The 12,153-nt window shown below is 55.3% G+C and carries 12 protein-coding genes and 1 other RNA gene; 10 read left to right on the top strand and 3 right to left on the bottom strand.

Annotated elements, in window-relative coordinates:
* Position 1 precedes the first annotated feature (1 nt).
* The 3 genes from WFK85_RS15265 (at position 2) to WFK85_RS15255 (ending at position 2,849) form a co-directional block, all read left to right on the top strand.
* A complete protein-coding gene (locus WFK85_RS15265; RefSeq protein ID WP_336708804.1) occupies positions 2 to 793 on the top strand; it encodes a hypothetical protein in 792 nt (263 codons plus the stop codon).
* An 81-nt stretch (positions 794 to 874) separates the two neighbouring features.
* Positions 875 to 2,038, top strand: a complete 1,164-nt coding sequence (locus WFK85_RS15260) for an MFS transporter (protein WP_336708803.1) — start codon at positions 875 to 877, stop codon at positions 2,036 to 2,038.
* A 16-nt stretch (positions 2,039 to 2,054) separates the two neighbouring features.
* Positions 2,055 to 2,849, top strand: coding sequence for a hypothetical protein (locus WFK85_RS15255; protein WP_166993271.1), 795 nt, complete (start codon positions 2,055 to 2,057; stop codon positions 2,847 to 2,849).
* A gap of 41 nt (positions 2,850 to 2,890) precedes the next feature.
* Here WFK85_RS15255 and WFK85_RS15250 read toward each other — a convergent pair whose 3' ends face one another.
* Positions 2,891 to 3,988, bottom strand: coding sequence for an AAA family ATPase (locus tag WFK85_RS15250; RefSeq protein ID WP_166993267.1), 1,098 nt, complete (start codon positions 3,986 to 3,988; stop codon positions 2,891 to 2,893).
* Between the two features lie 280 nt (positions 3,989 to 4,268).
* Between WFK85_RS15250 and WFK85_RS15245 the strand changes: the two genes are divergently transcribed.
* Positions 4,269 to 5,195 (top strand): bifunctional helix-turn-helix transcriptional regulator/GNAT family N-acetyltransferase, encoded by a 927-nt coding sequence (locus tag WFK85_RS15245; RefSeq protein ID WP_336708801.1) that lies wholly within the window; start codon positions 4,269 to 4,271, stop codon positions 5,193 to 5,195.
* 56 nt (positions 5,196 to 5,251) lie between these two features.
* Here WFK85_RS15245 and rnpB read toward each other — a convergent pair.
* Together rnpB and WFK85_RS15235 are read right to left on the bottom strand one after the other, a co-directional pair.
* Positions 5,252 to 5,628, bottom strand: an RNA gene (rnpB, locus tag WFK85_RS15240) — RNase P RNA component class A.
* Between the two features lie 59 nt (positions 5,629 to 5,687).
* Entirely contained in the window at positions 5,688 to 6,497 is an 810-nt protein-coding gene (locus WFK85_RS15235) for a DeoR family transcriptional regulator (protein WP_008453648.1), read from the bottom strand.
* Positions 6,498 to 6,748: 251 nt separating this feature from the next.
* Here WFK85_RS15235 and kbaZ point away from each other — a divergent pair, with 251 nt between their 5' ends.
* The 6 genes from kbaZ to WFK85_RS15205 all read left to right on the top strand — a co-directional run bounded on the left by kbaZ (position 6,749) and on the right by WFK85_RS15205 (position 12,144).
* A complete protein-coding gene (gene kbaZ, locus WFK85_RS15230; RefSeq protein ID WP_336708799.1) occupies positions 6,749 to 8,041 on the top strand; it encodes a tagatose-bisphosphate aldolase subunit KbaZ in 1,293 nt (430 codons plus the stop codon).
* 24 nt (positions 8,042 to 8,065) lie between these two features.
* Positions 8,066 to 8,539 (top strand): PTS N-acetylgalactosamine transporter subunit IIB, encoded by a 474-nt coding sequence (gene agaV, locus WFK85_RS15225; RefSeq protein ID WP_039289641.1) that lies wholly within the window; start codon positions 8,066 to 8,068, stop codon positions 8,537 to 8,539.
* Positions 8,540 to 8,549: 10 nt separating this feature from the next.
* Complete coding sequence (agaW, locus tag WFK85_RS15220; RefSeq protein WP_008453654.1) at positions 8,550 to 9,332, top strand: PTS N-acetylgalactosamine transporter subunit IIC; 783 nt, start codon at positions 8,550 to 8,552, stop codon at positions 9,330 to 9,332.
* The gene (gene agaE / locus WFK85_RS15215) at positions 9,322 to 10,191 is read left to right on the top strand and encodes a PTS N-acetylgalactosamine transporter subunit IID (RefSeq protein ID WP_336708797.1); all 870 of its coding nucleotides are present in this window, start codon (positions 9,322 to 9,324) and stop codon (positions 10,189 to 10,191) included. Before agaW ends, agaE begins: the two co-directional genes overlap by 11 nt.
* 12 nt (positions 10,192 to 10,203) lie before the next feature.
* Positions 10,204 to 10,638: a PTS galactosamine/N-acetylgalactosamine transporter subunit IIA gene (agaF, locus tag WFK85_RS15210; RefSeq protein WP_336708795.1), complete on the top strand. Its 435-nt coding sequence runs from the start codon at positions 10,204 to 10,206 to the stop codon at positions 10,636 to 10,638.
* A 348-nt stretch (positions 10,639 to 10,986) separates the two neighbouring features.
* Complete coding sequence (locus WFK85_RS15205; RefSeq protein ID WP_336708794.1) at positions 10,987 to 12,144, top strand: SIS domain-containing protein; 1,158 nt, start codon at positions 10,987 to 10,989, stop codon at positions 12,142 to 12,144.
* Positions 12,145 to 12,153 lie beyond the last annotated feature (9 nt).

Below are 12,153 nucleotides of genomic sequence, written 5' to 3'. Positions count from 1 at the left end.
GATGAGCCACTCTTCAACCACGCCGGTTTTCAGCCTGTTTTACATCGCCATCGACACCGAAGCGGGCATCACCCAGCAGGCGTTTGAAACCTTTGTGCAAAATAAAGGCGTACATATTCCCTGCTATCCGGGCTGGCGCTGGACGCTGCTTCGCGGGCTACGCGGCGAACGTGCCGGGCAATATTTGATGCTGTTTGAAATCGAAAATGCGGCAATGCGGGATCGCTATATGGCCGCAGACGGCAACCAGACCGAAGAGGCCCGCGAGTTCTGGCGGCAGCATCCTGAAGCGGAAGCGCTGCTGGCCGAATGGCGCAGCTACGGCACTTTCAGCGAACTGCCAACGCTGTTCACCGATTATCGCCTGCTGGCCGAAAATCAGAAAAGCACCGTCCAGCCGGGTCCCCGCTACCAGCAGCAGCCCCCTGTTGCTCGGGTGATTGGTATTCACAACCTCGCGCTGCGCCCCAACGCCAGCGCCGAACAGTTTGAACGTTTTATCGAGGGCAACCATCACCGGATTGAAGATTACCCGGACTGGAAATTCCGGCTGTTGAAAGGGGAGCGAGGTAACCGGCTCGATCAGTATGTGGTGCTGATGGAAATCGCCAGCCTGGAGGCGCTGGATGTCTTTTACCCCGAACCGGATATCGCTACCGACGAAGCGGCCAAATTCGCCCAGGCGCACCGCGATACCAAACAAATGTACGAGGAATGGAAAAAACTCGCCTCGTTTTCCGGGTCGCCACAAATCTATACCGATTACCTCTCGGTAGCAGAAAGCCTCAATTAACGCTTACCGCCGCGCGTGCCCGAAAGACCGGGCACGACGCATTCACGCGAGTGAATTCACACATTGAGTCACAAAATTACTATGACGATTAACTCAACACCAACCCTGGCGGACGTACAGTCGCGGGAACAGCATGCCACACGCGCCATATTTTTTATGGCCGGTTTAGCCATGTCGTCCTGGGCCCCGCTAATTCCTTTCGCTAAAGCGCGGCTGGCTATTAACGACGGCGCTTTAGGGCTGCTGCTCTTTTGCATCGCCGCAGGCTCGATGCTCGTCATGCCGTTTACCGGCCGGCTGATCGCTCGCTTTGGTTGCCGTCGCCTGATGATCCTCAGCGTGCTGGGGCTTGCCGCGGATTTACCGCTGCTAATGCTGTTTGACCAGCGTGAAGCCATGGCGCTGGCTTTGCTGCTGTTCGGCACCTTCAACGGCATGCTCGACGTCGCCATGAATGCTCACGCAGTGGTCGTCGAACAGGAGAGCGAGCAGGCAAAAATGTCCGGCTTTCACGGCTTTTACAGTATCGGCAGCATTGCCGGCGCAGGCTTCGTCAGCTTCTTTCTGTGGCTGGGGGCTACACCGTTGCTTGCCGTGTGCACCATCACTGTTTTTCTGACTTTACTGCTCGCCGCCTCTGCCCGGAACATTTTGCCCAAACAAAATAAAGCCACGAGCAGCAAAGGCGAGACGTTACGCGTGCTGAGCCATCCGCCCTTGCTGGCCATCGCGATACTTTGCTTTTTCGTCTTCATGCTTGAAGGCGCCATGCTGGACTGGTCGGCGGTATTTATGACCTCGGAACGCGGCATGAGCGCTTCGCTCGCGGGCTTCGGCTACACCTTATATTCCATCACCGTCACCCTTGGGCGGCTCAGCGGCGATCGTCTGGTCAGCGCCCTGGGCGGCAAACTCGTGCTGCTCCTCGGCTGCGCTATTGCTGGCATCGGGATTATCCTGCTCGTCTTCACCCATTGGGGCACCTTGCCGGGGTTTATCCTGGTCGGAGCCGGGCTTGCCAACATTATTCCCATTCTATTCACCTCCGCCGGTAACCAGCCGGGGGTTTCAGCGGATTTCGCGATCCCTGCCGTCACGATTTTTGGCTACAGCGGCCTGCTCGCGGGACCTGCGCTGATTGGCTTTATCGCCCATCACATTGGGCTCAGTTTGACCTTCAGCGGTGCCCTGTTGCTGCTTTTGTGTGTGGCTTCAGGTTCGCCGTTTATTTCTCGCCAGCGTTAATGAAACAGGAGTTTGTATGAGTCACTCATCACCGGCAGTATTCAGCCTTCACTATGTAGGTCTTAACCTGAAAAAGGGCGTCACCGAAGAGACGTTCGAAGCCTTTGTGCAGGCCAAAGGCGTGCACATCCCGGCTTATCCGGGCTGGCGCTGGACCTTGCTGAAAGGCCTGCGCGGCGAGCGTCAGAACCAATATCTGATGCTGTACGAAGCAGAAAATGCCGACAGCTACGCGCGCTATATTGATAGTCAGGGGGAACAAACGGAACAGGCACGTGCTTTTTGGCGCGATCATCCTGCAGGCATTGAGCTTATCAACACCTGGAAAACCTTCGCGACGTTTGGCGAACTGCCAACGATTTTCTCCACCTACCAGCAGCTCGCTGAAAACGAACATAGCTCTTTGGCAGAAGGGCCAAACTACCAGCTACGCGACGGACAAGAACCGATTAAACGCGTGGTCGGGCTGCATAATCTGGCATTGCGTTCAGGTGTTTCCCCGCAGACTTTCGATACGTTTATCCGCGACAACGTTCACCGTATCGACGACTACCCGGGCTGGAAATTCCATATGTTGAAAGGCACCGGCGGCAATCGAGTTGAGCAATATCTGGTGATGCTCGAGATAGAAAGCCTGGCCTCGCTAAACTCTTTCCACCCGGAGCTGGATGTCTCCACGGAGAAATCGCTGCAGTTCGTGAAGGATCATCAGGAAAGCGAAAGGATGTACGACGAATGGCGCGAACTGGCTTCGTTCTCCGGCGCCCCACAGCTTTATACCGACTACATCACCATTGCCGGTAGCCTGTAACCTTACGTTTCCCTTCTCCTTGCGGGGAAGGGAAAACGGCGTCAGGCCAGCTGGGTCATCGTGGTTTCCCCTTTCTCAATACCTAACTCGTACAGCGTAAACGCCGTATATTTTTCGATAAGGGTAGCCAGTTCAGGCGAGTGACTGGTAAGCCAAATCTGCGTGTAGCGGCTTGCCTCAGCAATCAGGCGGGCAAGCGCAGGGAGCATTTGCGGATGCAGGCTATTTTCAGGCTCATTGAGGGCGATAAACTGCGGCGGTCTCGGGCTGAGCAGCGCCACCGTCAGGCAGAGAAAACGCAGCGTGCCATCTGAAAACTCCGCGGACTCCAGCGGGCGATTAATCCCCAGTCGGTTCATCATCATCTGGAAGCGCCCGCCGCTGTTATCGCAGAAAAACGTGCATTCCGGGAAAGCCTGCTCCAGCACGGTAAACATCAGCTCGCTGTCGCCAATTTCGACGATGGTCTGAAACGCGGCGGCCAGGTTCAGGCCATCGCCGGACAGCACCGGGGAGCGGTAGCCCACCTGCGGCAGCCTCAGGCCAGCGCCTTTAGAAATATCGAACTCGTGGTAGAAACGCCAGTTACGAAGCGTCTCCCTGGCGCTGGAGACTTCCGGGTACAAATGCGGCTCGCCAAGCTGGCCAAAGAGGGATTCATTTTCGTACAGCGTGGCGGCGTGAGTCACCTTTTCGCCGTTGACGTTATTAAGGAAAACCGTCTGATTACGCCGCTGCATGACCGACGACGAAGGGCGCCGCCGGTAGCCGCTGAGCCAGATTTGCTCCTCTTTAACAATGGGATCGAGGCCAAACATCGTCGGGTACGGCAGCGGCTCGGGAAAGCCCACCTGCAGCTCATATTCAAACGTATCCGTTTCTACCGCCAGCGTCAGCCTGCGCGGCGCGCCGGCGTAGCCGCGGGCGCGATCGCCCGCCCACATCGCTTTCTGGATCCCGCCTTCATCAGAAAGCCAATGTGACAGTTGCCCACTCCCCGCACCGTGGATCAGATGGATCGCCTTATAAATATTAGACTTACCGCACCCGTTGGGCCCAAACACCACGTTCAGCCTGCCCAAATCAATGGAAAGCTTGCGCACGGAACGGTAGTTGTCGATGTAGAGGGATTTGATCATGATTTTTCGCCACAGTGAAACTTGTGGGCCATTATGGCAAATACTCGCCAAAGCGCACTTATTTGCCGCCAGAGGCTCAAAGCGATCCCACTGCAACCACAATGTAAAAGCACAGCACGGCAACGATCGTGCCGATCACAATCCTTCTGTCCGTTGTATCCGGTTCTCTGTTTTGCATCCTGCCCTCCTGGTCACTTGCCTGCCTGTTTAATTTCGGTATGATACACAAACTAGTTAACAGTGTTAACTAAATACATTTCCCTCATTGATGTGAGTTGCTATGCAGACCAACGAAATTGAAGCATTCCGCGCCGCGCTGCGCGAGATGGTGCGCGAGCTGGGCATGCTGAACAGGAAAAGCAGCGGGACCGATCTGTCGCCGTTACAAAGCCATATTTTGATCGAACTCGATCGCGAGCCCGCCGGGGTAACGGAGCTTGCCCGCCGCCTGTGCGTGGAAAAATCCAGCATCAGCAGAACGCTTCGCGGCCTTGAAAGTGCCAATCTGCTGGCAAGAACGCAGAATGAAAGCGACGGGAGAGCCACTGTGTCCAACCTGAGCCACGAGGGCGTTGTCGCGCTTAAAGATCTCACCGAACACGCCAACGACTTCACGGCCCAGGCCCTTTCTCTGGCATCAGACAGCGAAAAGCAGCAGATCTATCAGTCGGTCAAATCGCTGACCCGGGCGCTGGTAAATGCCCGCAGCCAGCGGGATCTTCAGGTTCAGATCCGGCCTATTCGCCCAGAGGACAATCTCGCTATTGCCGACGTGATCCGCCAAAGCTTCCGCGATAATAAAATCGATCATCTCGAAGGCGTGAGCCTGCACGATCCGGCGCTGAATGACCTGACCAGCGCCTACCAAAAACCCGGGTCTGGCTACTGGGTAGTTGAACACGAAGGCAAGATTTTAGGCGGCGTTGGCATCGCCCCGCTGCAGGGCGCAGGTGAAGAATATTGTGAATTACAGAAACTCTATCTGGACAGCAGCGTGACGGGCATAGGCCTGGGAAGACGCCTGATGGCGCTGGCGATACAACAGGCCGAAGCATTCGGCTATCGTTACTGCTACCTGGAGACGCTCGATGAGCTTAGCTCGGCGGTCTCACTCTACGAAGCATTCGGTTTCAAACACCTGGATGGCAGCCTGGGCAATACCGGCCACAACAGCTGCGAGATCTGCATGCTTAAAACGCTGAAATAGTATGTGTTGAATGCAAAACGCCCCACAAGCTTGCACCTGCGGGGCGTTTATTAAGAAGTTGAAGCTGACCGATAAGCCGGGTTCTGTCGTGGACAGTCATTCATCTAGGCCAGCAATCGCTCACTGGCTCAAGCAGCCTACCCGGGTTCAGTACGGGCCGTACCATGTGAACCCCTATTTGGCCTTGCTCCGGGTGGAGTTTACCGTGCCACGGACTGTTACCAGCCGCGCGGTGCGCTCTTACCGCACCCTTTCACCCTTACCTGATCCCGCTTGCGCGGGCCATCGGCGGTTTGCTCTCTGTTGCACTGGTCGTGGGTTTCCCCCCCAGGCGTTACCTGGCACCCTGCCCTATGGAGCCCGGACTTTCCTCCCCCTCGCCCGTCTCCCCCGAAGAGGACGACGACGAAGCGGCGACTGTCTGGTCAGCTTCGGCGCGCAGTATAGAGGGTTTCATCTCCCCTGTCACGCGGGCCCGCCAGAAACGAAAAGCTAGTCGCCCACCAGCACAACCTCAATCCCGCTCTTACGCAGCGCGCTCAGGCTATCTGCCGGAATACCTTTATCGGTGATTACCCGGTGAATGCGCTGGATATCGATGATTTTATGCAGGCTGGAGCGGTTAAATTTACTGGAATCTGTCACCACGATAATGCGCTCGGCGACTTCGCACATTTTGCGGTTGAGACGCGCTTCATCCTCGTTATGGGTGCTCACACCTCGTTCCGGATCGATAGCATCTACCCCGAGGAACAGCATGTCGAAATGATAATTTTGCAGCGACTGTTCCGCGCTGTCGCCGTAAAACGATAGCGACTGACGGCGCAAATGCCCGCCGGTCATCAGCACCTCGACCCCTTCTGCTTCTAACAACGCATTAGCCACGTTGATGCCGTTGGTCATGGCGATCACTTCTTTATGCTGGCGCATTAGCCGGGCGATTTCATACGTTGTGGTGCCGGAGTCCAGAATCACCTTGTCCCCGGGCTGGATCAAGTCCGCAGCCACACGCGCGATGCTGCGCTTCAGTGAAGTATTCAGCGAGCTTTTATCCTCCACCGAAGGCTCTGCTACCACGCTGCCGGGCTCACAAATCAGCGCTCCGCCGTAGGCACGAACCGCAATGCCCTGCTTTTCAAGAAACGCGAGATCGTTGCGGATGGTGACGGTAGAAACACCGAAAAAAGAAGATAAATCATTAACCTGTACGCTTCCCTGCTGGCGAAGACGCTGAATAATCTGCTCGCGCCTTTCGCTGGTACCCGGAATACGTTTGTCCGTTGCGGTATCGCTGTTGCTCATAGGGTAACCTTTCAATATATCTTTCGTTTCATTTCTATTTGCCTATTAACACCTTTCTTTTAGCAGAAAGCAAGCCCCAGGAATCTTCGTTCAAAAGGCGCGGTAAGCACACCAACGACTTTCATTATGTTTCTTTTGCGAAACAGATCGCAATTCCAGTATCTTTCTTTTTATTCTCAAACGTCATTCAGGCACGATTAAATGAAATGAATCGAAAGAAAATGTTTTAACCCATCGCCGTGGAGAGGAAAGTGAAACAGTTGATCGAATTTGTCGCTAACCACAAACGGAACAACCAGCACGGGATCTTTGCCGTGTGCTCCGCGCATCCGCTGGTGCTTGAGGCCGCCATGCGCCACGCTCGCGAAGCTGGCACCAGCTTGCTTATTGAAGCGACCTCTAACCAGGTGGACCAGTACGGCGGCTATACCGGAATGACGCCTGCGGATTTCTGCGGTTTCGTTTATCAACTCGCGGAACAACACCGCTTTCCTTATGCCAATCTGATACTCGGCGGCGATCATCTTGGGCCAAACCGCTGGCAAACCCGACCAGCCGAAGAGGCGATGTCCCATGCAGAAGAGCTGATCCGCAGCTATGTCGCCGCAGGCTTCAAGAAAATACACCTCGACTGCAGTATGTCTTGTGTGGACGATCCCGTGCCGCTCACGGATCACGTCGTTGCCGGGCGAGCAGCCAGGCTGGCGCTGATTGCTGAGCAAACCTGTATCGACCACTTTGGCCATGCCGATCTGGTGTACATCATCGGCACCGAAGTACCGGTCCCTGGCGGTGCCCATGAAACTCTCGCCGAACTCGCCGTCACTACGCCGCAGGCCGCAAACACTACGCTGGAAGCTCACCGCCGGGCCTTTGCAGAACAGGCGCTAAGTGAAATCTGGCCGCGCATTATTGGCCTTGTTGTTCAACCCGGCGTCGAGTTCGACCACACCCAGGTGATTGACTACCAGCCAGAAAAAGCCCGGGCGCTAAGCAAACTCATTGCAGATTCGCCCACGATGGTTTTTGAAGCACATTCAACGGATTACCAGACCACGCAGGCGCTGCATCAGTTAGTGGAAGATCACTTTGCGATACTAAAAGTCGGCCCGGCCCTGACTTTTGCCCTGCGTGAGGCCCTTTTTTCCCTCTCAGCCATTGAGCGAGAACTGCTCCCGGCACACAAATGCTCCGGCCTGAGGGACGTCCTGGAAAGCGTGATGCTTGACCACCCGGAGCACTGGCAGCAGCACTATCACGGCAACGGCGATGCGCTACGTCTGGCACGCGGCTATAGCTACTCTGACCGGGTGCGCTACTACTGGCCGGATCGCGATATCGATGAGGCTTACGATGTGCTGGTCAGGAACCTTGCCCACGAACCTATTCCGCTGCCGTTAATCAGCCAGTACCTGCCGCTTCAGTACGCCAAAGTGCGGGAAGCACAGCTAGCAGCCAAACCTCATGAGCTGATTATCGACCATATTCAGGATGTGCTGCGCCAGTATTACGCGGCCTGTCACGGTGAGTCATCTCCTCATTAACACAATGATAATAAGGGAAATACCATGCCAAATATTGTCTTAAGCCGCATTGATGAGCGCCTGATCCACGGTCAGGTTGGCGTGCAGTGGGTCGGGTTTTCCGGCGCAAACCTGGTTCTGGTCGCCAATGATGAGGTGGCGGAAGATCCCATCCAACAGAACCTGATGGAGATGGTGCTGGCAGAAGGAATTGCGGTGCGCTTCTGGCCGCTGCAAAAAGTCATCGACAACATTCACCGCGCGGCGGATCGCCAGAAGATCCTGCTGGTCTGTAAAAACCCGCGGGATTTCCTCACCCTGGTGAACGGCAACGTGCCGGTAACGCGCATCAACGTGGGCAACATGCACTACGTCGAAGGCAAAAAGCAGGTGGCTAAAACCGTGTCGGTTGATGAACAAGACATTGCCGCCTTCTCCGGCCTGAAACAGGCCGGCGTCGAATGTTTTGTGCAAGGTGTACCGACGGAATCAGCTCAGGATCTCTATAAACTTCTCTGAGGTATTTGCTATGGAAATCAGCTTACTGCAAGCGATAGCCCTGGGCCTGCTGGCTTTTATCGCCGGTCTGGATATGTTCAACGGCCTGACCCATATGCACCGCCCCGTCGTCCTTGGCCCGCTGGTTGGCCTTATTCTTGGCGATTTACACACCGGTATTCTCACCGGCGGCACGCTGGAACTGGTTTGGATGGGCCTGGCTCCGCTCGCCGGCGCGCAGCCGCCTAACGTCATTATCGGCACCATCGTGGGCACGACTTTTGCCATTACCACCGGCGTGAAGCCCGAAGTCGCCGTCGGCGTCGCAGTGCCTTTTGCGGTTGCGGTACAGATGGGCATCACCTTCTTGTTCTCCGTGATGTCCGGCGTCATGGCACGTGCCGACCGCATGGCGGCAAACGCCGACACCAATGGCATTGAGCGCATTAACTATCTGGCGATGCTCGCACTCGGCATCTTCTATTTTCTCTGCGCCTTCTTACCCATTTATTTTGGGGCCGAACATGCCAAAACAGCCATCGATATGTTACCCGCGCGGCTGATTGACGGGCTGGGCGTCGCCGGGGGCATCATGCCAGCTATCGGTTTCGCCGTACTGCTGAAAATCATGATGAAAAACGTTTATATCCCCTACTTCATCATCGGCTTTGTTGGCGCAGCCTGGTTGAAATTACCGGTACTGGCAATTGCCGCCGCCGCGCTAGCGCTGGCCCTGATGGATTTGATGCGTAAAGACCCTACTCCACCACAGCCCGCTCGCGTCCAGAAAGAGGAATTCGAAGATGGCATCTGATACCCAAACGCTTTCACAGGCCATTGAGTCTGAGAACATCATTGCCAATGATACGATTTATGAAGATCAGACTATTGGCGCAGAGCTAACCCGAAAAGATATCAACCGCGTAGCATGGCGTTCGATGTTGCTGCAGGCCTCATTTAACTACGAGCGTATGCAGGCCTGCGGCTGGCTGTACGGCCTGCTACCCGCCCTGAAAAAGATCCACACCAACAAACGCGATTTGGCGCGGGCGATGCAGGGGCACATGGGGTTCTTCAATACCCATCCTTTCCTGGTCACCTTTGTGATCGGCATTATTCTGGCGATGGAACGTTCGAAGCAGGATGTAAACAGTATCCAGAGCACAAAAATTGCCGTTGGTGCCCCACTCGGTGGCATCGGGGATGCGATGTTCTGGCTGACGCTGCTGCCAATCTGCGGCGGTATCGGCGCCAGCCTGGCGCTTCAGGAGTCGATACTCGGTGCCATCGTGTTTATCGTGCTATTTAACGTGGTGCATCTGGGCCTGCGTTTCGGCCTGGCGCACTACGCTTACCGCATGGGCGTGGCCGCTATTCCGTTAATTAAGGCTAATACACGTAAAGTAGGGCATGCCGCTTCCATCGTCGGGATGACCGTTATCGGCGCTCTCGTTGCCACCTATGTTCGCCTGTCCACTACGCTTGAAATTACGGCCGGGGATGCGGTGGTTAAGCTTCAGGCTGACGTCATCGACAAATTGATGCCTGCGTTTTTGCCGCTGGTCTATACCCTGGCAATGTTCGCCCTGGTGCGCCGTGGCTGGAGCCCCTTGCGCCTGATTTGCATCACCGTCGTTTTAGCCGTTGTTGGGAAGTTCCTTCACTTCCTCTGAGGAGAAAAGCAGATGTTGAGCATCATTTTGAGCGGCCACGGAGGTTTTGCCAGCGGGATGGAGCAGGCAATGAAACAGATCCTCGGCGAGCAGCCGCAGATTATTGCCATCGACTTTCCGGAAACCTCCTCCACGGCACGGCTGACGGAACAATTTCAAGCCGCTATCGGCCAGTTGGATGAATGCGAAGGTTTAGTGTTTCTGACAGATTTGCTGGGCGGTACGCCTTTCCGTGTCGCCTCCACGCTGGCGCTTGAGAAGCCGGGACGCGAAGTCGTTACTGGCGTCAATCTGCAGCTACTGCTGGAGATGGTACTCGAGCGAGAAGGGCTAAACGGCAGCGAATTTCGCCAGATGGCGCTGGAATGCGGACACCGCGGCCTGACCAGCCTGGTCGACGAAATGGCGCGCCACCGGGCAACGAAAGCCAGCGAAGAAGGCATCTGAAGTAAAAGACCGGATTGCTTATCTCCAGTTTCGAACCCCGTTTAATGCAGGCGGCGGCTCCTGTTGCTTTCATTATGCATCACTTTGGCCTGTGGCGAGATCCGCCATGGGCCTTTCTTTTTCTTTTCTTAATTGTTTTATTTTCAATGAAAACCAAATAAAACAAAGTGTTATGCACAAACAGAGATCCACATCATGATTTTCGTTTTATTTCACCTTTCATATTGATCTTATCGATTCCTTTCTATAAATTTTCATAAAGCACTAAAAACCATAAAGTGAAACAAAACGAAAGATTATGGGCGATAAAAAGCCGACATCTGACGCTGTAATGCTAAGGACTGAGTCATGAGTGAAACTTCCACGGCCACAGATCGCAGCCACACGACATGGACTGAAAAAGAGATCCGTCAGCAGCCCGTGAGCTGGATCCGTTCCCTGCAACAGATAGACCGCGCGCGCGATGAGATCTCCGCCTTCCTGAATCCACTACTTGCGAACGACAAGTTAAAAATTATCCTTACTGGCGCTGGAACCTCGGCGTTTATCGGCGACATCATTGCACCGTGGCTGTCTCGCCACACCGGCAAACAGTTTGTTGCCGTGCCCACCACGGATCTGGTGACCAATCCGCTGGACTATCTCTCCCCTGAACAGCCCACGCTGCTGGTTTCCTTCGCTCGCTCCGGTAACAGCCCCGAGAGCGTCGCTGCGGTGGAACTTGCCAACCAGCTCGTGAAATCCTGCTATCACATCACCATCACCTGTAACGAGGGCGGTAGCCTCTACCGTAGTGCGCTGGAGGACAACCGCTCACTGCCGCTGCTGATGCCTGCGGAAACGCACGATCGCGGTTTTGCCATGACGAGCAGTATCACGACCATGATGGCAAGCTGCCTTGCGGTTTTCGCCCCGGACGTCATCAATACGCAGTCATTTCAGGATGTCGCTCACCGCTGTGCCCAAATTATTCATTCGCTGGGCGATTTCAGCGAAATTCCGTTTGGCGATCTTCCCTACGAACGCGTGGTCTACCTGGGTAGCGGTGGCTTGCAGGGCGTGGCACGAGAAGCCTCTCTGAAGGTGCTTGAACTCACGGCTGGCAAGCTGGCGGCGTTTTATGACACACCAACCGGCTTCAGGCATGGTCCAAAATCCCTGGTCAATAGTAAGACGCTGGCGATCGTGCTGGTCTCCAGCGATCCGTACACTCGCCAGTACGACCTGGATCTGCTGGCGGAGCTGCGCCGGGACAGTCTGGCTATGCAAACGATCGCCATTTCAGCCTCCTCCAGCCCCGAGATCGTATCAGGCCCGCATATCCTCCTGCCTGCGGCAGATCGGACGTTCCTCGACGTTGAGCAGGCGTTTTGCTTCCTGATGTATGCCCAGGTTTTCGCCCTCACCTCCTCCGTTAAAGCAGGCATTACGCCGGACACGCCCTCCGCCAGCGGCACGGTTAATCGCGTAGTTAAAGGCGTCGTTATTCATACCTGGAAAGGCTGAGAGGTTCAT

It is taken from the genome of Cedecea sp. VD22 (assembly GCF_037150195.1).
In the GTDB taxonomy this organism is placed as follows: Bacteria; Pseudomonadota; Gammaproteobacteria; order Enterobacterales; family Enterobacteriaceae; genus Cedecea.
This window is presented reverse-complemented; position numbering and strand designations above follow the sequence as displayed.

What these genes read in the sequence shown, in the direction of transcription:
- WFK85_RS15265 (WP_336708804.1), top strand. Translation starts at nt 2, where the DNA reads ATGAGCCACTCTTCAACCACGCCGGTTTTCAGCCTGTTTTACATCGCC.
- WFK85_RS15260 (WP_336708803.1), top strand. Translation starts at nt 875, where the DNA reads ATGACGATTAACTCAACACCAACCCTGGCGGACGTACAGTCGCGGGAA.
- WFK85_RS15255 (WP_166993271.1), top strand. Translation starts at nt 2,055, where the DNA reads ATGAGTCACTCATCACCGGCAGTATTCAGCCTTCACTATGTAGGTCTT.
- WFK85_RS15250 (WP_166993267.1), bottom strand. Translation starts at nt 3,988, where the DNA reads ATGATCAAATCCCTCTACATCGACAACTACCGTTCCGTGCGCAAGCTT.
- WFK85_RS15245 (WP_336708801.1), top strand. Translation starts at nt 4,269, where the DNA reads ATGCAGACCAACGAAATTGAAGCATTCCGCGCCGCGCTGCGCGAGATG.
- WFK85_RS15235 (WP_008453648.1), bottom strand. Translation starts at nt 6,497, where the DNA reads ATGAGCAACAGCGATACCGCAACGGACAAACGTATTCCGGGTACCAGC.
- agaV (WP_039289641.1), top strand. Translation starts at nt 8,066, where the DNA reads ATGCCAAATATTGTCTTAAGCCGCATTGATGAGCGCCTGATCCACGGT.
- agaW (WP_008453654.1), top strand. Translation starts at nt 8,550, where the DNA reads ATGGAAATCAGCTTACTGCAAGCGATAGCCCTGGGCCTGCTGGCTTTT.
- agaE (WP_336708797.1), top strand. Translation starts at nt 9,322, where the DNA reads ATGGCATCTGATACCCAAACGCTTTCACAGGCCATTGAGTCTGAGAAC.
- agaF (WP_336708795.1), top strand. Translation starts at nt 10,204, where the DNA reads ATGTTGAGCATCATTTTGAGCGGCCACGGAGGTTTTGCCAGCGGGATG.
- WFK85_RS15205 (WP_336708794.1), top strand. Translation starts at nt 10,987, where the DNA reads ATGAGTGAAACTTCCACGGCCACAGATCGCAGCCACACGACATGGACT.